Origin of the sequence: Lonepinella koalarum (assembly GCF_004565475.1) — a bacterium.
GTDB classification, from domain to species: domain Bacteria; phylum Pseudomonadota; class Gammaproteobacteria; order Enterobacterales; family Pasteurellaceae; genus Lonepinella; species Lonepinella koalarum.
Genome location: NZ_SRHX01000013.1, coordinates 1 through 26,047, shown reverse-complemented (window position 1 = coordinate 26,047; position 26,047 = coordinate 1). Strand labels below are relative to the sequence as shown.

General features: G+C 38.8%; 25 protein-coding genes and 1 rRNA gene. 13 read left to right on the top strand and 13 right to left on the bottom strand.

The window, feature by feature from the left end:
• Positions 1–6 precede the first annotated feature (6 nt).
• The 8 genes from frdC to E0709_RS11525 all read left to right on the top strand — a co-directional run bounded on the left by frdC (position 7) and on the right by E0709_RS11525 (position 6,415).
• Positions 7–399: a fumarate reductase subunit FrdC gene (gene frdC / locus E0709_RS11560; RefSeq protein WP_132302911.1), complete on the top strand. Its 393-nt coding sequence runs from the start codon at positions 7–9 to the stop codon at positions 397–399.
• Positions 400–411: 12 nt separating this feature from the next.
• The gene (gene frdD, locus E0709_RS11555; RefSeq protein WP_132302910.1) at positions 412–756 is read left to right on the top strand and encodes a fumarate reductase subunit FrdD; all 345 of its coding nucleotides are present in this window, start codon (positions 412–414) and stop codon (positions 754–756) included.
• Positions 757–940: 184 nt separating this feature from the next.
• Entirely contained in the window at positions 941–1,936 is a 996-nt protein-coding gene (gene manX, locus E0709_RS11550) for a PTS mannose transporter subunit IIAB (RefSeq protein WP_132302909.1), read from the top strand.
• Positions 1,937–1,946: 10 nt separating this feature from the next.
• Positions 1,947–2,747, top strand: a complete 801-nt coding sequence (locus tag E0709_RS11545; protein WP_132302908.1) for a PTS mannose/fructose/sorbose transporter subunit IIC — start codon at positions 1,947–1,949, stop codon at positions 2,745–2,747.
• A 13-nt stretch (positions 2,748–2,760) separates the two neighbouring features.
• Positions 2,761–3,597, top strand: a complete 837-nt coding sequence (locus E0709_RS11540; RefSeq protein ID WP_132302907.1) for a PTS mannose transporter subunit IID — start codon at positions 2,761–2,763, stop codon at positions 3,595–3,597.
• 83 nt (positions 3,598–3,680) lie between these two features.
• Positions 3,681–4,154, top strand: a complete 474-nt coding sequence (locus tag E0709_RS11535; RefSeq protein WP_132302906.1) for a DUF986 family protein — start codon at positions 3,681–3,683, stop codon at positions 4,152–4,154.
• Positions 4,151–5,344, top strand: a complete 1,194-nt coding sequence (gene manA / locus E0709_RS11530) for a mannose-6-phosphate isomerase, class I (RefSeq protein ID WP_132302905.1) — start codon at positions 4,151–4,153, stop codon at positions 5,342–5,344. The genes E0709_RS11535 and manA overlap by 4 nt, the downstream gene beginning before the upstream one ends.
• A 330-nt stretch (positions 5,345–5,674) precedes the next feature.
• A complete protein-coding gene (locus E0709_RS11525; protein WP_132302904.1) occupies positions 5,675–6,415 on the top strand; it encodes an HAD-IIB family hydrolase in 741 nt (246 codons plus the stop codon).
• A 29-nt stretch (positions 6,416–6,444) separates the two neighbouring features.
• On the opposite strand, the gene iscX is transcribed toward E0709_RS11525, so the two are convergent.
• The 9 genes from iscX to trmJ form a co-directional block, all read right to left on the bottom strand.
• A complete protein-coding gene (iscX, locus tag E0709_RS11520; protein WP_132302903.1) occupies positions 6,445–6,639 on the bottom strand; it encodes a Fe-S cluster assembly protein IscX in 195 nt (64 codons plus the stop codon).
• Positions 6,639–6,980, bottom strand: coding sequence for an ISC system 2Fe-2S type ferredoxin (fdx, locus tag E0709_RS11515; RefSeq protein WP_132302902.1), 342 nt, complete (start codon positions 6,978–6,980; stop codon positions 6,639–6,641). Before fdx ends, iscX begins: the two co-directional genes overlap by 1 nt.
• Positions 6,981–7,011: 31 nt before the next feature.
• On the bottom strand, positions 7,012–8,859 hold the full coding sequence (gene hscA / locus E0709_RS11510) for a Fe-S protein assembly chaperone HscA (protein WP_132302901.1): 1,848 nt from the start codon (positions 8,857–8,859) through the stop codon (positions 7,012–7,014).
• 22 nt (positions 8,860–8,881) lie between these two features.
• Complete coding sequence (gene hscB / locus E0709_RS11505; RefSeq protein WP_132302900.1) at positions 8,882–9,397, bottom strand: Fe-S protein assembly co-chaperone HscB; 516 nt, start codon at positions 9,395–9,397, stop codon at positions 8,882–8,884.
• Between the two features lie 23 nt (positions 9,398–9,420).
• Positions 9,421–9,744: an iron-sulfur cluster assembly protein IscA gene (iscA, locus tag E0709_RS11500; protein WP_132302899.1), complete on the bottom strand. Its 324-nt coding sequence runs from the start codon at positions 9,742–9,744 to the stop codon at positions 9,421–9,423.
• A 48-nt stretch (positions 9,745–9,792) separates the two neighbouring features.
• A complete protein-coding gene (iscU, locus tag E0709_RS11495) occupies positions 9,793–10,176 on the bottom strand; it encodes a Fe-S cluster assembly scaffold IscU (protein ID WP_132302898.1) in 384 nt (127 codons plus the stop codon).
• Positions 10,177–10,196: 20 nt separating this feature from the next.
• Positions 10,197–11,411, bottom strand: coding sequence for an IscS subfamily cysteine desulfurase (locus E0709_RS11490; RefSeq protein WP_132302897.1), 1,215 nt, complete (start codon positions 11,409–11,411; stop codon positions 10,197–10,199).
• Between the two features lie 33 nt (positions 11,412–11,444).
• Positions 11,445–11,909, bottom strand: coding sequence for a Fe-S cluster assembly transcriptional regulator IscR (gene iscR / locus E0709_RS11485; protein WP_132302896.1), 465 nt, complete (start codon positions 11,907–11,909; stop codon positions 11,445–11,447).
• A gap of 64 nt (positions 11,910–11,973) precedes the next feature.
• Complete coding sequence (gene trmJ / locus E0709_RS11480; RefSeq protein WP_132302895.1) at positions 11,974–12,711, bottom strand: tRNA (cytosine(32)/uridine(32)-2'-O)-methyltransferase TrmJ; 738 nt, start codon at positions 12,709–12,711, stop codon at positions 11,974–11,976.
• A 186-nt stretch (positions 12,712–12,897) separates the two neighbouring features.
• Between trmJ and suhB the strand changes: the two genes are divergently transcribed.
• The 5 genes from suhB (at position 12,898) to E0709_RS11455 (ending at position 18,308) form a co-directional block, all read left to right on the top strand.
• Entirely contained in the window at positions 12,898–13,701 is an 804-nt protein-coding gene (suhB, locus tag E0709_RS11475) for an inositol-1-monophosphatase (RefSeq protein WP_132302894.1), read from the top strand.
• Positions 13,702–13,872: 171 nt separating this feature from the next.
• On the top strand, positions 13,873–15,681 hold the full coding sequence (locus tag E0709_RS11470; protein WP_209300510.1) for an aryl-sulfate sulfotransferase: 1,809 nt from the start codon (positions 13,873–13,875) through the stop codon (positions 15,679–15,681).
• Position 15,682: 1 nt separating this feature from the next.
• The gene (locus E0709_RS11465) at positions 15,683–16,435 is read left to right on the top strand and encodes an ABC transporter permease (protein WP_132302893.1); all 753 of its coding nucleotides are present in this window, start codon (positions 15,683–15,685) and stop codon (positions 16,433–16,435) included.
• 25 nt (positions 16,436–16,460) lie between these two features.
• Positions 16,461–17,252: an ABC transporter ATP-binding protein gene (locus tag E0709_RS11460; protein WP_132302892.1), complete on the top strand. Its 792-nt coding sequence runs from the start codon at positions 16,461–16,463 to the stop codon at positions 17,250–17,252.
• A 9-nt stretch (positions 17,253–17,261) separates the two neighbouring features.
• Positions 17,262–18,308 (top strand): ABC transporter substrate-binding protein, encoded by a 1,047-nt coding sequence (locus tag E0709_RS11455; RefSeq protein WP_132302891.1) that lies wholly within the window; start codon positions 17,262–17,264, stop codon positions 18,306–18,308.
• Between the two features lie 245 nt (positions 18,309–18,553).
• Here the strand turns inward: E0709_RS11455 and E0709_RS11450 are convergent, their stop codons facing one another.
• The 4 genes from E0709_RS11450 to rrf form a co-directional block, all read right to left on the bottom strand.
• Positions 18,554–20,341, bottom strand: coding sequence for an ATP-binding protein (locus E0709_RS11450; RefSeq protein WP_132302890.1), 1,788 nt, complete (start codon positions 20,339–20,341; stop codon positions 18,554–18,556).
• 99 nt (positions 20,342–20,440) lie between these two features.
• Positions 20,441–24,028: a bifunctional proline dehydrogenase/L-glutamate gamma-semialdehyde dehydrogenase PutA gene (putA, locus tag E0709_RS11445; protein ID WP_132302889.1), complete on the bottom strand. Its 3,588-nt coding sequence runs from the start codon at positions 24,026–24,028 to the stop codon at positions 20,441–20,443.
• An 87-nt stretch (positions 24,029–24,115) separates the two neighbouring features.
• Entirely contained in the window at positions 24,116–25,639 is a 1,524-nt protein-coding gene (putP, locus tag E0709_RS11440; RefSeq protein WP_132302888.1) for a sodium/proline symporter PutP, read from the bottom strand.
• A gap of 284 nt (positions 25,640–25,923) precedes the next feature.
• Positions 25,924–26,039: ribosomal RNA gene (gene rrf, locus E0709_RS11435) — 5S ribosomal RNA — on the bottom strand.
• Positions 26,040–26,047: the final 8 nt, after the last annotated feature.

Here is a 26,047-nt window from a genome sequence, read left to right as displayed (position 1 = left end):
GGAGTTATGACTGAATTAGCAAGTAAACGTAATAAATATCATCGTGAAATGACCGCCACTTGGTGGAAAAAATGGAATTTTTATCAATTCTATATGCTGCGAGAAGCCACTGCATTTTCCGCTGTTTGGTTCTGTTTAGTTTTACTTTATGGCATCATTTCTTTAGGTAGTGAAAATGGCTTTGTAGAAAACTTTATTCCTTTTTTGCAAAACCCTATCGTCATTATTTTGAATCTGATTTCAGTGGCCGCATCCATTTTACATTCCGTGACATTTTTCCATATGTCTGGCGAAGTAATGTCTGGCACATTAGGCGTAAAATCCGAGCTAATCCGTAAAGGATTCTACGTTATTTTCGCTGTAGTCAGTGTTGTTCTTCTGATTTTAGCTTTTATTTAAGGGGATAGAACTATGGTTGATCAAAATCCAAAACGTTCTCAAGAACCACCAGTATGGTTACTATTTAGTGCCGGTAGTGCTATCAGTGCGTTGGCTTTTCCTGCATTAATTTTAATTTTAGGTATTTTATTACCCTTTGGGATAATTTCACCTGACAGTATTATTGCATTTAGTCATCACTGGTTAGGCAAATTAGTAATTCTCGTGTTAGCTATTTTTCCAATGTGGATGGGATTACACCGTATACATCACGGTATGCATGATGTAAAACTCCATATGCCAAATGGTGGACTTATTTTCTATGGTTTAGCTGCAATTTATTCAATTGTTGTGATTGGTGCAGTGATCGCCATCTAAATTACATATAATTAGAAATAGGTATCCTTGCGGTACCTATTTTTTTGTTTATTTTCACCGCAGTTAGATTCTAAAATGTGATCCAGATCACAATTTAGTAAAAAATATTTCGCTGAAACGTGTAAACTATATCTGATTCATATTAGAATACATCACCTTAATTTTAAAACCAAAGGAGTCAACTATGACTATTGCAATTATTATTGCAACTCACGGTGTCGCAGCAAATCAATTGCTGAAGACCACCGAAATGCTGATTGGTGAGCAAGAAAACGTGGCAACAATTGATTTCGTGCCGGGTGAGAATGCGGAAACCATTATCGGCAAATATCAAGAAAAACTTGCCAATGAATTGGCTCACTGCGATCAAGTGCTATTTTTAGTCGATACTTGGGGCGGTAGTCCATTTAATGCAGCAAACCGAGTGGCAAACGATCAAGACAATATGAACGTCGTCACGGGCGTAAATGTGCCTATGTTAGTGGAAACTTTTATGGCGCGTGATGATAATCCAAGCCTTGAAGAACTCACTGCGATTGCGCTTGAAACAGGTCGTACTGGCGTACGTGCATTGCGTTTTGATGAGCCAGAAAAAAAATCGACTCAAGCGGCTCCCGTTACTCCAGCTCCAGCAGCCCCTGCAAAACCTGTTGAACCGGCGGTGGTAACACCAAACGCTGAAGGGCATTTAGTCATCGGTTTAGCCCGTATTGATGACCGTTTAGTGCATGGTCAAGTGGCAACCCGTTGGACGAAAGAAAGCCGTGTAACCCGTATTGTGGTTGTAAATGATGATGTGGCGAAAGACAGCGTACGTTCTACCATGCTAAAAAGTGTCGCACCGCTAGGCGTAACAGTACATGTTGTACCTGTGGATAAAATGGTTCGAGTCTATAACAACCCAGAATATGCGGGCGAGCGTATGATGTTATTATTCACTAATCCGACCGATGTAGTACGTTTATCTGATGCAGGTATAGAATTTAAATCGATCAATATCGGTGGAATTTCTTACAAAGAAGGTAAGAAAATGGTGACGAGTGCGGTTGCAGTAAACGAACAAGATATTGCCGCTTTCAAAGCCTTAAATGCCAAGGGCATTGAGCTTGATGTACGCAAAGTATCCAATGATAGCCGTCAATATATGATGGATCTATTAAAGAAAAATAACTTAATCTAAGGAAATTATTATGGAAATTTCTACCTTACAAGTCGTTCTGGTATTCCTTGTTGCCTGTATTTCAGGTATGGGATCGATTCTTGATGAATTTCAAACTCACCGTCCGTTAATCGCTTGTACCTTAATTGGTTTAGTATTAGGCGATATGAAGACAGGGATCATCATTGGTGGTTCACTTGAATTATTAGCCTTAGGCTGGATGAACATCGGTGCCGCACTTGCTCCAGATGCGGCTCTTGCTTCTGTAGTATCAACTATCTTAGTTATTGTGGGTGGTCAAGAAATCCCAACTGCGATTGCTCTTGCGATTCCATTAGCAGCTGCTGGTCAAGTATTAACCTATGTGGTACGTGCAATTACCGTAGCATTTCAACATGCAGCAGATAAATCTATTCAGGATGGGAATCTTAACCGCTTAGACTGGATTCACTGCTCTGCTTTATTATTACAAGCAATGCGTATTGCCATTCCTGCCTTAATTGTTGCATTAACTGCGGGCACAGATACTGTTCAAGAAATGTTAAATGCTATTCCTGAAGTCGTCACAAATGGTTTAAAAATTGCCGGTGGTATTATCGCAGTAGTAGGTTATGCCATGGTTATTAACATGATGCGTGCAGGTCACTTAATGCCATTTTTCTATGCTGGTTTTGTGGTAGCCGCATTCACTGATTTTAACCTTGTAGCATTAGGTATTCTTGGTGCTATTATGGCAGCACTTTATATTCAACTTCACCCTAAATACAATCAATCAAAACAAGTGGTGCAAGTCGTAGCAAACAACAACGATCTGGATAACAGATTAGATTAATGGGGTAAGAAAAATGACAACTGAAATCAAAAAAGTCACCCAAAGTGATTTAAATTCTGTGGTATTACGTTCAAATTTATTCCAAGGTTCATGGAACTTTGAGCGTATGCAAGCTTTAGGTTTTGCCTATTCAATGGTACCTGTAATTAAGCGCTTATATCCAGATCCAAATTCACAAGAACGTAAAGATGCCATTAAACGCCACCTTGAGTTTTTTAATACCCAACCATTCGTAGCAGCACCAGTATTAGGTGTAACTATCGCCATGGAAGAACAACGTGCTAACGGTAAAGAAATTGACGATGCAGCGATCAATGGTATCAAAGTGGGTCTAATGGGTCCTTTAGCTGGTGTAGGTGACCCAATTTATTGGGGAACAGCTCGTCCAGTATTTGCCGCTCTTGGTGCTGGCGTTGCTTTAACAGGGAGTATTTTAGGACCTTTATTATTCTTTATCCTATTTAACCTTGTACGTTTAGGTACACGTTATTATGGCGTGACTTACGGCTATAAAAAAGGCTTAGATGTAGTACAAGATATGAGTGGTGGTCTGTTACAAAAACTCACCGAAGGAGCATCTATTCTCGGCTTGTTTATTATGGGGGCATTGGTACAAAAATGGACCAGTATTAACGTACCATTAGTGGTATCTACCATTCAAAAACAAGACGGAACAACGGAAATTACCACGGTACAAAGTATCTTAGACAGCTTAATGCCGGGTTTATTACCATTACTATTTACCTTCGCTTGTATGTGGTTACTACGTAACCGTGTAAACGCCCTTTGGATTATTATCGGTATCTTTGTTATCGGTATTTTAGGTGCGGCAACAGGGATTTTAGCGTAATCTTTCTTTTCCGTAGGGGCGTTTGCATACGCCCTTTGTACATTATTTAGGGTGTATGCAATACGCCCCTACATTTTTTCGTTATGACCAATTCCATTCTCATTCTCTGTATTCTCACGTTCTTCGCCTACGCTTTTTACGAACAATTTGGCTTAGATAAACGTAAAGGTAATACACTACTTAAAGTGCGGTTAAAAAAACGCACGAAATTAGATAGCCTGATTTTTATGGCATTAATTGGTATTATCATTTGGCAAACCGAAGGAAAAATAGCACCCGATACTTTGTATTTACTCGCTTTCTTAATTCTTTTAAGCCTGTATATGGCATTTTTTCGTTCTCCCATGCTGATACTCAAACCTAACGGATTTTTCTTTGAGAACTTTTTTATTGAATTTACTAAAATACAACAAATTAATTTAGCCGATGATTTCAAATTAGTGTTTGATTTAACCAACGGCAAACGTCTTGTAGCACAGTTAACCGAACCATCAGATGTAGAAAAAGTTGTACAATTTTTTGGTGGCTACAAACAAGAACAACAGGATAAAAAATGACCACACTTTATAAATTGACTGGCACCCTACAGCAATATACTTGGGGGGGAAAAGACTACATTCCAAATCTTATCGGATTTACTGCACAAAAAGATCAACTCTATGCAGAGTGGTGGCTCGGAGCACACCCGTCTTCCCCATCAACAATTAAAGTTGACGATAAAACCATGCCTTTAAATCAATTTTTAAGCCAAAATCCCACCGCACTTGGTCAACAAAGTCGTTCAATTTTTGGTGATGAACTACCCTACTTATTGAAAATCTTAGATGTTAAACAGCCGTTATCTATTCAATTACACCCAACAAAACAACAAGCCGAAATCGGGTTTGTGGAAGAAAATGTGCGGGGTATTGATTTAACAGATCCCAAACGAACTTATAAAGACAAGAATCACAAACCAGAAATGATGATTGCTTTATCAGACTTCTGGTTGTTACACGGTTTCAAACCCAAAACAGAAATTTTAAAAACATTGCGTGAACGTTCATCTTTGCAAACCTTAGCAAATCAGCTAGAAACACAGGATTTACACCATTTCTATTCAGATATTATGCAAGCAAATCAAACGCAATTAGCCAGTTGGTTATTGCCAATTTTTGAACATAATCGACTTGAGGACTTATCCCCTGAAAATCCTGATTACTGGGTCTTGTATAGCCAAAAAGAAATGAACATTTCATTAGCGCAATTAGATGCCGGCTTAATGTGTTTCTATTTATTCAATATTGTGCAAATCAAACAAGGACAAGGTATTTTTCAAGATGCCGGTATTCCACACGCTTATTTGCGTGGACAAAATATTGAATTAATGGCATGTTCAGATAATGTCATTCGTGGTGGTTTAACATCTAAACATGTGAATATTGATGAATTATTAAAAGTGATTGATTGTCGTGAAGTGATTCCTGAATTAATCAAGGCAGCCCCACCAGATAATGGTTCATTTACCTATACTACGCCAGCTAAAGACTTTGCACTAGAAAATGTACGTTATGATGATACAGCCCAAATCAACGGAAAAGCAGAAAGTGCGACTATTTTATTAGTCATGCAAGGGTGTTTAAAAATTAGTGATAAAAACACCGCGCTTGAATTAAAACAAGGTGAATCTGCGTTCATTTGTGCAGATACGGCATATCAAATTTCTGGACGTCAAGTAGGTTATTGCGTTTTAGCAAAATTACCGTAAGAACAAAAATCTTTTCCCCCAAAAGTTAGTAGCTAATCTAACTTTTGGGTGAGCAATTTTCTATAAATATGATTCTCTTCTCTAAAGTTTTTCTAATACACTCAAAATACCATGACAATACGGTTTATCAAGACAATGTCCATAAGTATGAATAGTGTTTTTATCCAGATCACAGCAAATTAATTTATTTACCGACGCTGGAATAGGAAATTCTATTGGCAGGTTATTTTTTGAGAAAACCATTTATCACCTCGTAATATTTTATTATAAATACCATTTATGATAGACTAAAAATCGTTAAAATAATTACCATGATTTAAAGGATTAACAATGAAAATATTCGTTTTTGATATTGATGGTACTATATCAAAAAATGGTCTAAAAGTCAGTGACGAAATTTGTGATGCCATGGCGCATCTATTAGTAAAGCACCGGGTTATTTTTGCGTCCGCAAGACCTATTCGCGATATGTTACCTATGTTAAACCGTAAAATTACCGAACATAGTAATACCATTTTAGTGGGTTGTAATGGTGGTATGGCATATCAACAAGGAAATTTTATCTTGACTAAATTCCTCGAGAAACCCTATGTCGAAAATTGTTTACTTCGCTTAAAAGCGCTGAATTTACCTTATGTACTTGATGGCAAATGGGCCTTTTCCTTATCCGAAAAAGAACATAATTTTCATCATTATATCAGTTCATTAAGCCATGCTCGCCTAGATGAAGTAGATTTATTGCATGATGGTGTGAGTAAAATCCTAGTTTTACTTGATAAGGCTAATCAAGAAATTTATACACAGTTTAATCACGATAACATTAGTTTCCATATTCATAAAAAAGAAAACTTTTTTGACATCACGCCGCACGGGAATAATAAATACAATACCCTTAAACAGCTAATCGGTAAGCAAAAATATGTGGCTTTTGGCAATGATTTCAACGATTTCCTTATGTTAAAAAATGCTAAAACTTCCGTTTATTTAGGTGATAAACAAGAGATTGAAACAGATTATTATTTAGATGATGTAGATTTAGTGGGAGAATTTCTTTATCAGCATTTTCTCTAATAAAAAATCGCCTTAGGGCGACTTTTTATTTATTCATACTCATCTAGCCAACACAACAAAATACTTTCTAAGATCTTCTCATTGCTGGCTTCAGGGTCATCATCAAAATCTTCTAAATCACAAACCCATTGGTGCATATCAGTGAAACGTACCGTTTTGGGATCTAAATCAGGATCGCGATCATATAAAGCTTCGGCGATTAATTGAGTGTCTGTCCATTTCATCAGTGAGCCGCCTCATTTGCATGGTTCAAGTTATATTTCGGAATTTCTACCACTAAATCTTCATCACCCACAATACATTGGCAAGACAAGCGACTTTCGATCTCTAAGCCCCAAGCTTTATCTAGCATATCTTCTTCTTGATCCGAGCTTTCATTTAAACTGTCATAACCCTCACGGATCACCACATGACAAGTGGTACAAGCACAAGAACCATCACAAGCATGGTGAATTTCCACCCCCGCATCGTGAGCTAAATCTAATAGATTATCTCCCTTTTTCGCTTCCACCACCATACCTTCAGGGCAAAATTCTTCGTGGGGTAAAAACACAACTTTTGGCATATTTTCTTTCCTATTTTATAAATTCGTTAAACTATAGATTCTCGACCGATTGCCCTTTTAAGGCTTTTTGAATGGATTTATTCATTCGGCGAGCAGCAAATTCTTGAGTAGCTTGATCTAAATCTTTAATCCCTTGCTTAATCGCTAAGGTATCTGTACCTTGCTGTAAATTATCTAAGGAAACTAAGGCTTTTTTCACCGCACTTAGTTCTGCCTCATTGAGTAAATCTTGATCATCATCTAATGCCGTTAATACTGCTTCAATTACTCGGCGAGCTTCTACACGTTGCTCGGCTAACAAACGAGCATCAATGTCTTGTTTGGCATTTTCCATTGATGATTTAAGCATATTAGTAATCTCATCATCTGTTAAGCCGTAGGACGGTTTCACTTGGATAGACGATTGTACACCAGTAGATTTTTCCATTGCTGTCACGCTTAATAAACCGTCTGCATCCACTTGATAAGTTACTCGAATATGCGCCGCTCCGGCGGACATTGGTGGAATGCCCCGTAAAGTAAAACGAGCCAGCGAACGACAATCTTCCACCATTTCACGTTCACCTTGTACAATATGTACTGACATAGCGGTCTGACCATCTTTAAAAGTGGTAAATTCTTGGGCTCTTGCCACAGGAATCGTGGTATTGCGTGGAATAATTTTTTCCACCAAACCTCCCATAGTTTCAATACCTAAAGAAAGAGGAATCACATCAAGCAATAACATATCGGAATCAGGTTTATTCCCCACTAAAATATCCGCTTGAATCGCCGCGCCTAAAGCCACCACTTTATCAGGATCAATAGATGTTAATGGCGTTCTACCAAAAAACGCCCCCACTTGCTCACGTACAAATGGCACACGGGTTGAACCTCCCACCATCACCACTTCACGCACATCTTCCACGCCAATATTCGCATCTTTTAACGCACGACGACAAGCCATCAATGAGCGTTTGACCAAGGATTGAATTAGCTGATTAAATGTCGTTCGAGTCAATTCACCGTGCCATTTTTTAAAGTTCACCGCAACCGTTTCGCTCTCACTTAATGCCACCTTTAACTTGTTGGCTAACTCAATTAATTCACGTTGCTGCTGAGCATTTTCAGGTTGCTGACCTGACTGATTGACGATCCACTCCGTAATGACGTGATCGAAATCATCACCACCCAATGCGGTATCTCCCCCCGTTGCCAACACTTCGAAGACCCCTTTGGATAAGCGTAAAATAGAAATATCAAAGGTACCTCCGCCTAAATCATAAACCGCGATGACACCTTCTTGTGCGCTATCCAAACCATAAGCAATCGCTGCGGCAGTAGGTTCATTCAACAAACGCAATACGTTCAAACCTGCTAGTGTTGCCGCATCTTTGGTACTTTGGCGTTGAGCGTCATCAAAATAAGCCGGAACAGTAATCACCGTACCAGACAACTCCCCCCCTAAACGCTGCTCTGCAAGTGCGGTTAATTTTTTTAGAATTTGGCTAGAGACTTCAACCGGGCTCACATTACCTTGTCTGGTGTGAATCAACGGCAAACCATTTTCAGTTTGATTAAATTGATAAGGTAAATTTAAATAACGCTGTTGTACATCTGACAAACTTCGCCCAATTAATCGTTTCACTGAAATAATCGTATTTTGTGGATCAAGGCTAGCTAATGCACTTGCTTTATCACCCACCAATACACCATTTTCTGCATAATGCACAATAGACGGCGTCAAGGCTTGTTCTTGTTTATCTAATAAAATAGTCGCTTGCCCACTACGCACGGTGGCAACTAATGAATTAGTTGTCCCTAAATCAATCCCCACCGCTAATTTATGTTGATGCGGTGCGGCTGTTTGCCCCGGTTCTGCGATTTGTAATAATGCCATTGTTTATCTTCTTTTTATTTCATCAAAATAGCTTTTCTTCCACCATTTCAATCTGTTCAATCAATTTTTTGATAAAACGCAATTTATCGGCAGTTACCTGTGCTGATGACCAGTCACTTTGGGTTAATTCAGTTTTTAGTTGATTTAATAAAATTTTTTGTTCTGCCTCAATGTCAGAACGAAATTCATCAAGCGCGGTATCATCCTTGTTAGTTTCGATCTCTTCTAATTGCTCACGCCATTGTAATTGCTGCATTAAAAAAGCCATATCTTGGGTGCTTTTTTGCTCCAAATCCTGTACTTCACCTGTATGAATTTGAATAATAGCTTCCGCTCGCAAAATCGGATCTTTTAAGGTTTTTAAGGCATCATTAATTTCTGCCGATTGTTGCATTGCCAAACGCTGCTCTTGAGTGGATTGAGTAGCAAAATTATCAGGATGAAATTGTTTTTGTAACTGTAAAAAATGTTCAGACAACAATGTCTGATCGATCTCAAATTGTACTGGTAACTTAAATAGAGAAAATGGATTTGTCATAACTATGTTCATCACAGGTTTAATTATACGTTAAAACTTTCGCCACAACCACATTGATCTTTAACATTCGGGTTGTTGAATTTAAAACCTTCGTTCAGTCCTTCTTTAACAAAATCTAACTCTGTACCATCCAAATATACAAGACTTTTAACATCTACAATGATTTTTACGCCATCTTGTTCAAACACTTTATCATCTTCGTTTAAAGTATCGACAAATTCTAATACATAAGCTAAACCTGAACAGCCAGATGTTTTAATACCTAAGCGCAATCCCACACCTTTACCACGGTTTTGTAAAAAAGTTCTGACACGATTAACTGCACTTTCAGTGAGAGTTACTGCCATTTTATGCTCCTAATTCTTCGGGCGGATATAAGTCCGCCCTATAATTAATTATTTTGCTTGTTTTGCCTTATAATCCGCAATCGCTGCTTTGATGGCATCTTCCGCTAAAATTGAGCAATGCACTTTTACCGGCGGTAACTCCAGCTCTTCTGCAATTTGACTATTTTTAATTGCTCCTGCTTCATCTAAAGATTTACCTTTTACCCATTCAGTAATGAGTGAGCTAGATGCAATCGCCGAACCACAACCATAGGTTTTAAATTTGGCATCTTCAATAATGCCGCTATCATTCACTTTGATTTGTAACTGCATAACGTCACCACAAGCCGGTGCACCCACCATGCCAGTTCCCACGTCAGTGGCTTTTTTATCCATTGCTCCCACATTACGTGGATTTTCATAATGATCTAATAATTTGTCGCTGTATGCCATTTTCTTATTCCTTCTAAAAATTAATGAGCTGTCCACTCAATTGTGTTTAAATCAATGCCTTCTTTAAATAAATCCCAAAGTGGTGATAAATCTCTTAATTTTTGCACCGCACCTTGCATGAGGCTAATGGTGTAGTCAATTTCTTCTTCGGTGGTATAACGACCTAAAGTGAAACGAATTGAGCTGTGGGCTAATTCATCGTTTAAACCTAAAGAGCGCAATACATAAGATGGCTCAAGGCTGGCTGATGTACAAGCAGAACCGGATGAAACTGCAATATCACGCAATGCCATCATTAGGCTTTCACCTTCTACATAGTTGAAACTAATGTTTAGGTTGTTGTCTAAACGGTGTTCCATTGAGCCGTTTACATAGGTTTCTTCAATGTCTTTTAAGCCATTGTATAAGCGGTCGCGCAGTGCTTTTAAGCGTGGCATTTCAGTAGCCATTTCTTCTTTACAAATGCGGTAGGCTTCGCCCATCCCCACAATTTGATGTACTGCTAAAGTGCCTGAACGCATACCACGTTCATGACCACCACCATGAATAATCGCTTCTAAACGAATACGTGGTTTACGACGGACATATAATGCTCCAATACCCTTTGGTCCATATAGCTTATGACTTGACATGGACAATAAATCCACTGGTAATTCAGCCAAATTAATTGCCACTTTACCCACGCTTTGGGTCGCATCGGTATGGAAAATCACTTTATTAGCACGGCAAATTTCACCAATCGCTTTAATATCTTGAATGACCCCAATTTCATTATTAGCATGCATAATCGACACTAAAATAGTATCAGGACGAATCGCCGCTTTTAATACGTCAAGATCAATTAAACCGTCGGTTTTCGGCTCTAAATACGTGACTTCAAAGCCCTCACGCTCCAACTGACGACAAGTATCTAACACCGCTTTATGTTCGGTTTTGCAAGTGATAATATGTTTGCCTTTGGTTTGATAGAAATGAGCCGCCCCTTTAATCGCAAGGTTATCTGACTCCGTCGCCCCTGATGTAAAGACGATTTCACGGCTATCTGCGCCAATAAGATCAGCAATTTGATTACGGGCAATATCCACAGCTTCTTCCGCTTGCCACCCAAATTTGTGTGAGCGTGATGCAGGATTACCAAAGTTGCCGTCAATGGTTAAATAATCCATCATTTTTTTCGCTACACGTTCATCCACTGGACAAGTTGCTGCATAGTCCAAATAAATCGGTAATTTCATTAAATTCACTCCTAAAAATATGTTGTTTATAGCCTAACTATTTACGACCAAAAGATTGTCAAAATCTTGATGTGATTGGTGAATATGCTGTTTTGCACTCTGCTTATTAACCAATTCAGCCAACGTAATTTGATCTAAAAAGCTCTCAATGCGATGACTTAATTCTTCCCACAAGGAATGGGTTAAACATTCTTGACCATCACGACAATTCCCTTTTCCAAGACATTTGGTCACCGCAATATTCTCATTCACTGCGGTAATAATCATTCCAATAGAAATTTTATCTGTTGGCAACCCAAGCTGATAGCCACCACCCGGTCCACGCACACTTCGCACTAAGCCATGTCGGCGTAATTTGGCGAAAAGCTGCTCCAAATAAGAAAGAGAAATGCTCTGTCGCTCGGAAATATCCGATAACGTCACAGGATTATTCTCGCCATTCAGGGCAATATCCAAAATGGCAGTAACTGCATAACGTCCTTTTGAAGTCAGTTTCATCTTTCTTTCTCTTTGTTTAAAATCAATAGCAATAGTTTACTTAACCAAGTAAAATAGTCAACTATTATTCCTTATGAAAATCTAGGTGTTTTTCCACCGCAGTTAACATGCCACGTAAAATATTTAACTCATTTTGCTCCACCGCCGCACGCTGATATAATCGTCTTAATTTCTGCATAACCCCTTGATTCTGAATAAAACCTAAAGATTGATACAAACGTTCAGTATGCTCAAAAAAATATTCTAACTGTTGTGCGGTTGCTAAGTGTATAGTCGTTTTAACGATATTTTCTATAGTTGCAACAGGTATTTCCTGCAAAAATGCCATGCGCAGTTCATAGCATACCAATTGCACCGCCATCGCCAAATTTAATGACGAATATTCCGGATTGGCAGGGATGGTCAAATGATAGCGACATTTCAACAATTCTTCATTATTTAAACCCACTCGCTCACGGCCGAAAATAATTGCGACTTTTTCACCGCACTTCACCGATTGAATAGCAATTTCACCACATTGACGAGGTTCAATCAGACTATTTTGTAAATGTCGTAATCTTGCACTCGTACCAATCACTAAAGAACAATCACTAATTGCCTGTTCAAATTGCGTCACAATCACCGCATTTTTCACTACATCATCTGCTCCTGCCGACAAAGCAATCGCTTGTTGATCAATGCCTTGTTTCGGCGCAACCAAATATAGCTCACGCAATCCCATAGTTTTCATCGCCCGAGCTGCCGAGCCAATATTGCCAGAATGAGAAGTTTCGATTAAAACAATGCGGATATTGTCTAACATAATACTTATTATCAAATGAAATTGACAGCTATTTTAGCACAATATCCATATAATTTAGTAGGTTTTATAAAAAATTTTTAATACTAGAAAATTGTTGAAAAAGTCACTATAATGCACCGCAGTTTAAGGCAAAATGTAAAATACCGTTTGCCATTGTTCTTTTCACAATCTCTAATGGATATTCTTATGAACCCAATGTTAAATATCGCCATCCGTGCAGCACGAAAAGCAGGCAATATCATCGCAAAAAGTTATGAAAACCGTGCAGATATTGAAACCCAAGTTAAAGGCAACTATGACTATGTGACAAATGTAGATAAAGCTGCTGAAGCCACGATTATTGAAACCATTCGTGCTTCTTACCCTGATCACAGCATTATCACCGAAGAATCAGGCGTGTTAGATGGTAACGACCGTGATACACAATGGGTGATCGATCCATTAGACGGCACCACTAACTTTATCAAAGGTTTTCCACAATTTGCTGTTTCTATCGCTATTCGTGTCAAAGGTCGCACTGAAGTAGGCGTAGTTTATGATCCAATCAAAAATGAATTATTCACCGCAGTACGTGGTGAAGGGGCGAAATTAAACGATATCCGTTTACGCATTGCCAACCGCCGTGATATCAAGGGTACCGTGTTAGCCACTGGTTTCCCATTTAAACAGCCTAAATTAATGCCCGTACAAATGGCAATGATGAATGCTTTAATTACCGATGTTGCCGATTTCCGCCGTGCAGGATCTGCTGCTTTAGATTTATGTTACACCGCTGCGGGACGTGTTGATGGTTTCTTTGAAATGGGTTTAAAACCTTGGGACTGTGCCGCAGGTGAATTAATGGTGCGTGAAGCGGGTGGTTTAGTTTGTGATTTCAATGCGGGACATAACTATTTGAAAGACGGACACATTATTGCCGCTCATCCAAGAGTAGTGAAAGAAATTTTGAATAAAATTCAGCCTTGTTTAGGGAATGTATTCAAAAATTAATTGGTCGCTTTTCATTAGGGGCTATGCCCCTTTTTTATTTACCATATTTTCTCATCATATATTCCCTTTAGTTATATAAAATAAAGTAAAAGTCTTTCACAAATGCCTTTTAAACTTATTTAATAAAGATAAATTAAATTATCCAACAAATTAACAAATAAAAAGGAGTGAATGATGGGACATCCTAGCGTATATCCAACCGGCGTAACAATCTACAAACCTGAAAAATGCTGGAACGGCTATAATCTTGTGCAGACAATCCGTTCTGGTGCATTATTATTTGATATGAATGGTAATGAAATTCGTCGTTGGGATGAATTTCACGGTTTCCCCAATAAACTTTTACCCAATGGCGATTTAATCGGCTACTCAGGTGATCGTAATCCCCGATATGGTATGCAAGACGGCGTAGACTTAGTGCAAATTGATTATGATGGCAATATTGTCTGGAAATTTGATAAATTTGAATTTATTACAGACAAAGGCGAAGAACCACGTTATATGGCAAGAAGCCATCATGATTACCAACGTGAAGGTAATCCCGTAGGTTATTATGTTCCAAACCAATTGCCACAAACTCGTTCAGGTAATACCTTGATTTTAGGTCATACTACATTATCAAATGAAAAAATCAGCCCAAACAAGCTATTAGATGATGTGTTTTATGAAGTTGACTGGCAAGGCAACATTGTATGGCAATGGAAAGCTAGCGATCACATTGATGAAATCGGCTTTAGTGAAGAAGCAAGGCAATCATTGTTTAACAATCCTAATATCCGTGCAGCTGATGGGGGTGTCGGTGATTGGTTACATATTAACTGCATGAGCTATTTAGGTGAAAATAAATGGTATTCTGCTGGTGATGAACGTTTCCACCCTGAGAATATTATTTTTGATAGCCGAGAAGCAAATTTCATTGCCATTATTTCTAAAAAAACAGGACAAATTGTCTGGCAAATCGGTCCAAACTGGCAGCAAAAAGAGGTCGCACATATTAGCAATATTATCGGTCCGCATCACGCCCACTTAATTCCACAAGGTCTTCCCGGTGCAGGTAATATTCTGGTGTTTGATAATGGTGGTTGGGGTGGTTATGGTTCCCCTAATCCTGCTAGTCCAGACGGTACCAAAAATACTTTGCGTGATTATTCCCGCGTATTGGAAATCAATCCGATAACTTTAGAAATTGAATGGCAATTTACCCCTGAGGATATTCGTGCAGCCATACCAACCGATGCCTCTAAATTTTACAGTCCTTATGTAAGCAGCGCCCAACGCTTACCTAACGGCAACACCTTAATTGATGAAGGTTCAAATGGACGGTTAATTGAAGTTACTCGAGAAAAAGAAATTGTATGGGAATGGATTTCGCCTTATTTCAGTAACAATGATCCTGACCGTCCAACCAATAATATGATTTATCGTGGCTATCGTTATCCTTATGATTGGGTGCCACAAGAGCCACGCCCGATAGAAACCGCTATTGAACCTATTGATGTTGTTCATTTCCGTGTACCAAATGCAGGAAAATTTGGCGCTAAATCTGTAGTGAAAGTAGCCGGTACCTTACCTTACCAAGAAAGTGCGGCATTATGTGTCGCAAAGACAGATGAAACCACAGATAAACCAAAGCTATTCACGGTGAATACACAATTATTTAGTATAGTAACTGAGCAAAACTTTGAAAACTCAGGACAAAAGATCATCCTACAGCTATTTGGAGCAGAAAGATGTGTACACTGCAAGACACTCCATCCTGTATTAGAAAAAATTCTCCAATCCGATTTAGCAAAATGGATTAAAGCAGAATATGTAGATGTTGATCATAATCCGAAATTAACCGAACTACACCAAATTCGTGGCATTCCCACCGTCATTCTATCTGATCAGGAAAAAGAACTAGGCAGAAAATCCGGTGAATTAAGCTATACACAACTTTATCAATGGCTGTCGGGTATTATCCATCAAGGGGAAAAATAGAATGAAAATACTGTCTGAAAAATATCTTAAATTCTTATTGCCTCTCATCATTTTATTTTTGTGGCACCTTTCCACCACAATAGGAAATTTACCTGAAACGGCATTACCAAAAATCATCTCAGTTTTTTCAGTCTTGATCGAGATGCTCAAATCGGGGGAATTATACGCTGATCTCGGCGTAAGTATCCGTCGAGTGATCGCAGGTTTTCTGCTTTCTAGTGTTATCGGGGTCACTTTAGGCTTACTCATGGGAATCAGTCCAAAGGCAAAAACCTTTTTTCAGCTTACTCTAACATCTATGCGACAAATCCCGATGGTGGCTTGGATCCCACTGATTATTCTATGGGCGGGCATTGATGAAGCTTCAAAAATTGTTGTTATTCTTTTCGCCGCTACATTCCCGATTATCGTAAATACCATTAACGGCATTGAATCTACATCGGAGAGTTTCCTAGAAGTGGCAAAAGTCTATCGTTTAAGTAAATGGCATACCTTTACTAAAATCTATTTACCCTCTGCCCTGCCAAGTCTATTCACAGGATTACGCTTAGCTTTGGGGATTTCTTGGATGGCAGTTGTTGCTTCCGAACTTATCGCATCTTATTCAGGTATTGGCTTTCGTTTGAATGATGCCCGCAGTTTAATGCGTTCTGATGTGGTAATTGTTTGTATGATTATCATTGGTATGGTGGGATTACTGATGGATAAAGTCATCTGTATTCTCGCTGATATAGCAACTGCCTGGAAAAAATAAGATCATCAATATATTGGAGTGAACGATGACAGAACAAATTGTGAAAGAACAGGTTGCTATTGAAATTAAAAACCTGTCAAAGCACTATCAAAAAGAAAATAGCCAAATGACGGTACTGGATAATATCAATTTAACCATTAACAAGGGCGAATTTATTACCATTGTGGGACATAGTGGCTGTGGGAAAAGTACCTTACTGAAAATGATTGCCGGTATGGTAAATATTGACGCGGGATCTATTGAAGTTAATCAACAGCCCATAGAACAAAGTAATGAGCATTGCGCCATGATTTTTCAAGAATCCCGTTTATTTCCTTGGTTAACTGTATCTGAAAATGTAGGAATTGGGCTAAAGCATCTTAACAAACAAGAAAAATATGAAAAAATTAATACTTATTTAAATTTGGTTGGATTAAAAGACTTTGAAAATGCCTATCCGAAAGCCCTTTCAGGCGGTATGGCTCAACGTGCGGCAATTGCCCGTGGTCTGGTAATGAATACAGATATTTTATTATTTGATGAACCCTTTGGCGCATTAGACGCCATGACCAAAATTCAAATGCAAAATGAAGTATTACGCATTCGGCAAGAGGAAAAGAAAACCATGATCTTAGTCACCCATGATATTGAAGAAGCGATTTATCTCGGTGATCGTGTCGTCGTGCTTTCTTCTCGTCCCGGTAAGATTCGAGATATTGTGCCAATTCATATTGACGGTAAGAAAGAGCGTACACACGATCAATTTATTTCTTATAAAAATAAAATTCATGATTATTTCTTTGAACCACATCGTGACGAAATTGAATTCTATATTTAGGCGGGAATAATGAAAAAATGCAATAAACAACACTACACCTTATTTTTCTATTTAGCGATACTGGTTGTACTAGCTTTCGGAGGCATAAACCTTGACGATAAAACATCAGAAAAAAACACCGCGCTTTCCGCGCATCATGAACAAAAAACAGTGCGAATTGGTTTCCCAGGCATATCCAATAGCACACTGGAAGCCGGTGGTATTGCCATTAATCAACAATATTTTATCGAAGAATTAGCAAAAGTCGGATTTAAACCTGAAATTGTGTTTTTTCAACAAGCCGGTCCCGCTCTAAATGAGGCACTGGCTTCCGATAAAATTGATGTGGCCTTATATGGCGATTTACCGATTGCTATTTTAAGAACTAAAGGTGCTCCCGTGAAAGTGTTTGCCATAGATAATTCTCGTTTACAATTTGGTACCATTGTGCAATCGGAAAGCCCGGCGAAAAACATTGCCGCTTTACAAGGGAAAAAAGTCATCTTCGGCAAAGGCACTGTACAACAACGTTACTTTAAAGAAATTACTCAATTTTATGGTCTTAATCCTGATAAATTTGAAATGGTTAATGCGGTAGGGGCAGATGCCAACTCAGTATTTAGTGGACAACAAGCCGAAGCCATGTTCACGTTCTACTACACAGTACTTTATATGCAACAAAAAGGCATGGGGAAAGTGATTGATTCCACATTAGATAAACCCGAGTTAAGCTCACAAAGTTTAGCTGTCGGACGAGAAATCTTTTTACAGGAAAATCCGCAAGCCGCCGTGGCAATCATCAAGGCATTACAACGTGCAAAACAATTCGCCAGTCAAAATCCCGAACAGGTATTTAAAATTTTCTCGCAAAATAATATTCCAGCGGATATTTATCGACAAGCCTATTCAGCAGATCTTAGTTTCTCCAATTTTGACCCGAAAATTACACAAGAATCGGTAAATAAACTCAGCCGTCTCATTGATTTTTTGGTAGAAAACAAATTAGTGAATAATCGTATTAATGTAGAGGAATTAATTACTACAGAATATTATGAGCGTTTTTTACAAGAAAAATAACAAGTATCAACATAGATCGAACTGATCTGACAGACACTTAGTTTTGGGCTTAATAGATAAAATGGTTGGTAAAAAGTGGGTTAAAGCCTTATAGTAATTGGCTTTAACCCACTTTTTACCAACCATTTTATCTACTATGCCCTTTTAAAAAATAAAAATCAATGACACTACAGCGAAAACATGATAGACGTCACAAAAATAACTAAACTAAGCTTAAATTTTAATCAAAAGAAAAAGATTTATACTTAACTTACGTTCATTTCCCCTAACCACCGCCCTATCAAATCTAAACTATTTTTTGTTTGTTGCTCAACTTCTGTTACCCAAAGTCCAATATTCTCTCTCCATTCTGGTAACTCCCCCTGTTGCATTAAATTCGCCACATTTTGCACAGATTGCATGGCAAGACTTGCGGCTGCACCTTTTAATTTATGGGCGGTGTCGGCTAATTGCTGTTTGGTGATGTTACCTTTCAAATACTCTTGATAGACTTTAGCGACATCTAAATCCCCACCGTTGATTTCCTGTTTAAATAAGCGAATATTTTCTGCATAAAGATCTTTACCGATAAATTCCAATAATTCTGCTAGAATTTCAGGGTTAAAATAATCAGCTAAATCATCAGGGATCACTTGATTTACGTTCATCTTTGAATGATTCACAACCGTTTCATTTTCACCAAAATAGGTATTCAAACAAGCGGTTAATTCATTCAATAACAACGGTTTACGCAATACGTCATCCATACCTTGGCGTTGATATTCGGCTTTGTTTTGCATCACATTAGCGGTTAACGCAATTAACGGTGGCAGATAATCATAGCGATCATTTTGATAGCCATCACGCAAATAACGAGCAATTTCAAAGCCAGTCATATCAGGGAGTTGAATGTCTAATAACAATAAATCATAGCTATTATGTTCAAAGGCTTGAATCGCTTCTTTGCCGGACATTGCCACATCCACCTGATGTCCTAATTTTTCTAATAAGGTTTTCGCCACAGTAATATTAAGCTGAATATCTTCCACCAATAAAATTTGCAAATTTTGCACCGCACTTTTTTCTATTGGTTTCTCTTGTTTTTCAATAGATTCAGCTTGAATCGTCAGCGTAAAGGTTGTTCCTTTTCCCAATTTGCTAGCGACCGTTAAATCACCGTGCATTAAATGAGCAATATTTTTTGAAACAGCTAGCCCAATACCACTGCCAGCGGATTTTTTACCACTGTCTGCCACTTGATAGTACATGGTAAAGATTTTCTCTAACTCTTGGCTTGGAATACCTTGCCCGGTATCGCTAATCGCAAAGCTATATTGATTATTAGATAATTTTTTAACTTCTAGCATAATCACGCCATTTTCGGTGAATTTCACAGCATTACTCAGCAAATTCCATAACACTTGGCTTAGACGAGTTTGATCTAATTGCAAAAAGTGCGGTAGATTTTCATTGAGTTTCATTTGAAATTGTAGACCTTTTTCACTTGCTAATAAGATCGCTATATTTTGTATATTGGTCAAAAAACTATAAAAATCCGTTTCACTATAACACAGCTCAAGATTGTGACTATCAATTTTCTCTAAATCAATAATATCATTAAAAATATGCCCTAAAGACACCGCACTTATACTGATGGTATTCAAGTAATTACGCTGTTGCTGATTTAATGGTGTATCTTGGAGCATTTGGCTTAACCCCAAAATACCATTTAACGGCGTACGGAGTTCATGGCTAATGGTAGCAAGTAGCGTACTTTTATCTTGAATAGATTTTGCCAAAGCAAGACGAGAACGCTCAAGGCGATCCACTAATAAGGTAAAAAAGTAAATGACAAAAGGTGCGGAGATTAGACCAAAAATAATGGCATAAGCCAAACTTTGCCAATCAATTCTCCCCACGACCAACAGGCTTAACACAATATGGGTCAGCAATGCAAAGACAGCAACAATCAAAAAACCAAGAATAGAAAATTTTAGCCGACCGAGTTTGACAACCCAATCAATATATTTCTGTGTGAAGTGATTAACGTTCATAAATTATCTCATTAAGAATTTTTGCTTATCTTAACAAAATTTAATGAAATAAGGGGCAAATTTGTGATCTGCCCCTATTTTTATTTTACCAATGACCTGTTAATCCATTGCCGCCATTAAACTGGCATTTCCTCCCATTGCAGCAGTGTTAATGCTCACCGATTTTTCGTGCATTAACGGTAATAAGGATTGGGCTAATGCTAGGTTCTCCACAAAGGTCATAATCGACCCGTTACGTTCCGCATAATGGGCTTTATCAGCTTGAGAAAGTGGGTTTAACACAATAAGTTGGCTTAACGGGTCAAGACTGTTAAAGTCATTTACTACAGTAATAAATTTACTCAATTTATTGGCGTGTTGGGCTAATGGCGAATTTGCACTTACCACACCACGGCTGCCTGCTGCGACAATCGCGACTAATGCTAATACTTGTTGGAATAAATCACCGTCACCAATAGCAATTTGACCACGAGGTTCAAAACGTAAGAAATTGTTTTCACCTGTCACGCCGTGCATTTGGTGAATTTTGCCTAACGGTGAGCTTGCACTCAAGGTTTGCAAGGATTGTTGAGCTTGAGCCAATTCATCACCTGTCAATACCTGATTAAGTGCGGTGGAAAATTCGCTAATATTTGGCGTAATCCCTTTGGTTAATCCATCAAAATTCCATGCCGTACGGTTATTTAAACGTTGTAAGTATAATGCACCGCCCGCTTTTGGTCCCGTGCCTGATAAGCCTTGTCCACCAAATGGTTGAACACCAACGACCGCCCCGACAATATTACGGTTGGCATATAAGTTACCTGCTTGAATGCCTTGCTCCCATTCACGTTGAGTTTGGTCGATACGGCTATGTAAACCGCAAGTCAAACCAAAGCCCGTGGAATTAATTTCACGAATGACATCGTCCAATTTTTCTGCGTCATAACGAATAACATGTAATACTGGACCAAACACTTCGTGTTTTAATTGGCTAATATTGTCAATTTCTAGCAAGGTTGGGGCGACAAAAATGCCGTTCTCTGCCACATCTTTGGCAATCGGTACTTGATAACAAGATTTGGCTTGTTTTTTCATCACTTCAATATGATCAAGTAAGCGTTGTTGAGCCACTTTGTCGATAACAGGTCCCACATCAGTAGTAAGCCGTGCTGGGTCGCCCACCACTAATTCCGCCATGGCACCTTTAATTAATTCAAGCAAGTAATCCGCATTATCTTTTTGTAAATAAAGCACACGTAAAGCGGAACAACGTTGACCTGCTGAGTCAAAGGCGGAGTTTAACACATCAATCGTCACTTGTTCACCTAAAGCCGAACTGTCCACAATCATGGCATTTTGACCGCCCGTTTCCGCAATTAATGGAATAAGGCTGTCATGTTTTTGTAGGTTAGTATTAATCCGTTTGGCGGTATCGGTTGAACCTGTGAAAATTACGCCATTAACACGCTCATCAGTGGTTAGACTTTCACCGATGGTTTTACCTGAACCTGTTAATAATTGTAACGCTTCTTTTGGAATACCTGCTTGATGGAATAAATTCACCGCAAAATACGCCATTAAAGAGGTTTGTTCTGCGGGTTTGGCTAATACCACGTTACCTGCCACTAAGGCGGAAGACACTTCACCAATAAAAATCGCTAATGGGAAGTTCCACGGACTGATGGCTACCACAACACCCCGTGGATCCTTAAAGCCTGCTGGATTGGCTCGCACTTGAGCAGCATAATAACGGCAGAAATCCACCGCTTCACGCACTTCGGCAATGGCATTATTTAAGGTTTTACCTGCTTCTCGCACGGCTAAATCAAAGAGTTCTGGCAAATGTTGTTCCATTAAATCTGCCATTTTCTCTAATTTTTCTGACCGCACTTCGGGGGCGGTATTCGCCCATTGTTGTTTAAAATTCACCGCTGTTGTGAACGCTGTATTCACATCTTGCTCGTTGGCATCGATCACTTCACCCACAATTTGGCTTTGCACTGCTGGATTGTAAACGGTGCGAGAACTATTTCCTGTCACTTCACCGACAATTAACGGTTTCGCTTGATATTGTTTATCACTTAATTCGTTAAGCTGAGTTTGTAACTGTTGTAAGGAAATTGCATCGCTCAGATCATAACCTTTTGAATTACGGCGTTCACCGTAAATATTCACAGGTAACGGTACTTTCGGGTGAGCCGTACCTTGGGTTTCTTTCGCTTTATTGACTGGATCTTCCGCCAAACTCTCTACGCTAAAATGTTCATCGACAATTTGGTTCACGAAAGAACTGTTTGAACCGTTTTCTAATAAACGGCGAACAAGATAAGCCAACAAGGTTTGATAGGAACCGACTGGTGCATAAATACGGCATTGTACATTCAGATTTTCTTTGCCGACCACTTGTTCATATAGGGTTTCACCCATGCCGTGCAGGCATTGAAATTCAAAGTGTTTATCTTTAGCAAGATGATAAACGGTGGCTAAGGTTTGTGCATTGTGCGTTGCAAATTGCGGATAAATCACATCTTGTGCAGACAATAATTTTTTCGCACAGGTGATATAGTTGATGTCAGAATGGACTTTACGGGTAAATACGGGATAATCCGTTGCCCCTTCCGCTTGGGCTAATTTGACTTCGCTATCCCAATATGCCCCTTTTACTAGGCGGATCATTAACTTACGATTATTAGCGCGAGCTTGAGCAATAATATGATCGATGACTCGGCTACAACGTTTTTGGTAGGCTTGCACCACAAAGCCAATGCCGTGGAAACCATCTAAATCAGGGTCGGCAATTAAACGGTCAAGTAAATCAAGGGATAATTCAAGGCGAGCGGCTTCTTCCGCATCAATATTTAAGCCAATATCATATTTTTTGGCTAATAAAAATAATTCTTTGAGTTTCGGATAAAGTTCATCAATTACCCGTTGATGTTGGCTTAAACTATAACGGGGGTGAATAGCAGAAAGTTTGACGGAAACCCCTGAAGATTTATAAACGCCTAAGCCTTTTGATGTTTCCCCCACGGCACGAATGGAATTCACATAATCATTGTAATAACGATCCGCATCCTTTTGGGTTAAGGCGGTTTCACCTAACATATCGTAGCTATAACGGAAGCCTTTCTCAAAACGTTTTTCACCATTTTTAATCGCAGCATCAATGGTTTCACCCGTCACAAATTGTTTACCTAATAAACGCATGCCTACATTCATACCTTGACGAATCAATGGCTCGCCACCTTTGCTAATTAATTTGGATAAGGCACTGGATAATTCTTTATCACTGTGGGATACAATTTTTTGTGCCACAATCAATCCCCATGCAGCGGAGTTAACAAATAAAGAGGGGCTATTACCTAAGTGAGCTTTCCAATCGCCATGCACCAATTTATCGTGAATCAGTTTATCTGCAGTGGTTTTATCTGGAATCCGCAATAAGGCTTCCGACAAGCACATTAAAGCAATCCCTTCCGCACTAGAAAGAGAAAATTCGTGCATTAACGCATCTACCCCACTGGCCTTTTTGCGATCAGCTCTCACTTTGCTGACTAACTTTTTACACAGTTCAGCAATAGATTGAGATTGCTCGCTCATATCCGCTTTTTCAATTAGCTCCGCCACAATTTTTTGTTCGGGAATGCGATAAAATTCGCTTAATATCGGACGGATTGTTGTTTTAGGTAAAATCTCGTAACTCATAGATAACCTTCTTTTTAATATTTTCACTGAGTAAAGCGGTTGTAAAAACAACCGCACCTTTATAAAAGTAGTTCGCTAATAAACAAACTAGATGTATTTTTTCACGCCTTGCATCTCTTTGTGATAAGCCTTTTCCGCTTTATCAAAGGTTTCTGCAATTTCTGCTTTCGGGGCTGGTGTAATTAAAGAAACAATCAAAATGGCAATCGTTGCACAGATAAAGCCAGGGATCATTTCATAGATTCCACTGTTTGGCACAAGCGTATTCCAGAACACCACAACCAATGCCCCCGTGATCATTCCTGCCATTGCCCCTGCTGCATTCATGCGTTTCCAATAAAGTGATAACAATACCACAGGTCCAAAGGCACAACCAAAACCAGCCCAAGCATAAGAGACCAAGCCAAGCACTTTACTGTTTGGATCCTGTGCCAATGCAATGGCTAAGATAGCAATCAATAGCACCATTATACGCCCTAACCAAACTAGTTCTTTTTGACTGGCATTCGGACGTAAAAAACCTTTATAAAAGTCTTCGGTAATGGCACTAGAACAAATCAATAATTGACAGCTTAACGTACTCATTACCGCCGCAAGAATAGCTGAAAGCAAAATACCTGCAATCCAAGGATTAAACAATAAACGAGAAAGCTCAATAAAGACTTGTTCGTGATTCGCATTCACCAGTGTCGCTTTATCAGGATTCGCAAAGAAATAGGCTTGTCCCCAGAAACCGATACTTACGGCACCAATTAAACAAATAAACATCCACGTCATACTGATACAACGAGCTTTAGGTATGGATTTTACCGAATCCGTCGCCATAAAGCGTGCTAAAATATGAGGTTGACCGAAGTAACCCAATCCCCATGCTGATAAACTTAATAGACCAATAAAGGTAGTACCATTAAACATATCGGTAAAATCTCTACCAGCTGCTTCACCGGCTTGGGCTAAAGCTTCAAAAGTCGGTTCAAAACCACCTAATTGCGTTAGAATAAAAATCGGAGTGAGAAATAAGGCAAAGAACATTAAACTCGCTTGAATGGTATCCGTCCAACTTACCGCTAAAAAGCCACCAATAAAGGTGTAAGCAATGGTCGCTAATGCCCCTAACCAAAGGGCGGTTTCATAAGGCACACCAAATAGATTCTCAAATAAACGCGCTCCAGCCACTACGCCTGATGCACAGTAAATGGCGAAGAAAAATAGAATAATGGTGGCTGATACAATTTTTAATATTCTCGTTTTATCATTAAAACGATGATAAAAATAATCCGGCAAAGTGAGTGCATTGGCATTAAATTCCGTTTGCATACGTAATCTACCTGCGACAAATAACCAGTTTAAATACGCACCAATAGTTAAGCCAATAGCAATCCAACTTTCTACAAGTCCTGCTGCATAAACAGCACCGGGTAACCCCATTAACAACCAACCAGACATATCAGATGCACCAGCTGAAAGTCCTGTCACAAAGCTACCTAAACTACGCCCCCCCAGAATGTAGTCCGACAAATTATTGGTAAAACGATAGGCAATCAGCCCAATTGACACCATTCCGACAATATAAATCAGAAATGTCGTTGTGGTAGGATCAAGACCAAACATAGTATATTCCTTTTATTAAAGATAAATTCGTATTGTAGAATACTCTACTGCTGTTTATAAAACCTTATTAAATACTCTTCTAAAATAGAAAAAGCATTCTATTCATAAGGTTTTTTCAGTATATGCTAATTCAGAATAATATGTTACATTTTTATAACAAATTTGTGACGTAGTTAACACTTTTTCTAATAAATTTTATATACACAGAAAAATTTAACGATAAAAATAAAAAATAACAAAAAACCCCAGTCACAATCGTAACTGGGGTTCGCTTTAAATTAAAAACCTGATGGTGACCTACTCTCACATTGGGAGACCCAACACTACCATCGGCATCACAGCATTTCACTTCTGAGTTCGGCATGGAATCAGGTGGCGCTACTGCATTATGACCATCAGAAATCAGGG

Coding starts and splice junctions, on each gene's coding strand:
- frdC (WP_132302911.1), top strand. CDS start 7: ATGACTGAATTAGCAAGTAAACGTAATAAATATCATCGTGAAATGACC.
- frdD (WP_132302910.1), top strand. CDS start 412: ATGGTTGATCAAAATCCAAAACGTTCTCAAGAACCACCAGTATGGTTA.
- manX (WP_132302909.1), top strand. CDS start 941: ATGACTATTGCAATTATTATTGCAACTCACGGTGTCGCAGCAAATCAA.
- E0709_RS11545 (WP_132302908.1), top strand. CDS start 1,947: ATGGAAATTTCTACCTTACAAGTCGTTCTGGTATTCCTTGTTGCCTGT.
- E0709_RS11540 (WP_132302907.1), top strand. CDS start 2,761: ATGACAACTGAAATCAAAAAAGTCACCCAAAGTGATTTAAATTCTGTG.
- E0709_RS11535 (WP_132302906.1), top strand. CDS start 3,681: ATGACCAATTCCATTCTCATTCTCTGTATTCTCACGTTCTTCGCCTAC.
- manA (WP_132302905.1), top strand. CDS start 4,151: ATGACCACACTTTATAAATTGACTGGCACCCTACAGCAATATACTTGG.
- E0709_RS11525 (WP_132302904.1), top strand. CDS start 5,675: ATGAAAATATTCGTTTTTGATATTGATGGTACTATATCAAAAAATGGT.
- iscX (WP_132302903.1), bottom strand. CDS start 6,639: ATGAAATGGACAGACACTCAATTAATCGCCGAAGCTTTATATGATCGC.
- fdx (WP_132302902.1), bottom strand. CDS start 6,980: ATGCCAAAAGTTGTGTTTTTACCCCACGAAGAATTTTGCCCTGAAGGT.
- hscA (WP_132302901.1), bottom strand. CDS start 8,859: ATGGCATTATTACAAATCGCAGAACCGGGGCAAACAGCCGCACCGCAT.
- hscB (WP_132302900.1), bottom strand. CDS start 9,397: ATGACAAATCCATTTTCTCTATTTAAGTTACCAGTACAATTTGAGATC.
- iscA (WP_132302899.1), bottom strand. CDS start 9,744: ATGGCAGTAACTCTCACTGAAAGTGCAGTTAATCGTGTCAGAACTTTT.
- iscU (WP_132302898.1), bottom strand. CDS start 10,176: ATGGCATACAGCGACAAATTATTAGATCATTATGAAAATCCACGTAAT.
- E0709_RS11490 (WP_132302897.1), bottom strand. CDS start 11,411: ATGAAATTACCGATTTATTTGGACTATGCAGCAACTTGTCCAGTGGAT.
- iscR (WP_132302896.1), bottom strand. CDS start 11,909: ATGAAACTGACTTCAAAAGGACGTTATGCAGTTACTGCCATTTTGGAT.
- trmJ (WP_132302895.1), bottom strand. CDS start 12,711: ATGTTAGACAATATCCGCATTGTTTTAATCGAAACTTCTCATTCTGGC.
- suhB (WP_132302894.1), top strand. CDS start 12,898: ATGAACCCAATGTTAAATATCGCCATCCGTGCAGCACGAAAAGCAGGC.
- E0709_RS11470 (WP_209300510.1), top strand. CDS start 13,873: ATGATGGGACATCCTAGCGTATATCCAACCGGCGTAACAATCTACAAA.
- E0709_RS11465 (WP_132302893.1), top strand. CDS start 15,683: ATGAAAATACTGTCTGAAAAATATCTTAAATTCTTATTGCCTCTCATC.
- E0709_RS11460 (WP_132302892.1), top strand. CDS start 16,461: ATGACAGAACAAATTGTGAAAGAACAGGTTGCTATTGAAATTAAAAAC.
- E0709_RS11455 (WP_132302891.1), top strand. CDS start 17,262: ATGAAAAAATGCAATAAACAACACTACACCTTATTTTTCTATTTAGCG.
- E0709_RS11450 (WP_132302890.1), bottom strand. CDS start 20,341: ATGAACGTTAATCACTTCACACAGAAATATATTGATTGGGTTGTCAAA.
- putA (WP_132302889.1), bottom strand. CDS start 24,028: ATGAGTTACGAGATTTTACCTAAAACAACAATCCGTCCGATATTAAGC.
- putP (WP_132302888.1), bottom strand. CDS start 25,639: ATGTTTGGTCTTGATCCTACCACAACGACATTTCTGATTTATATTGTC.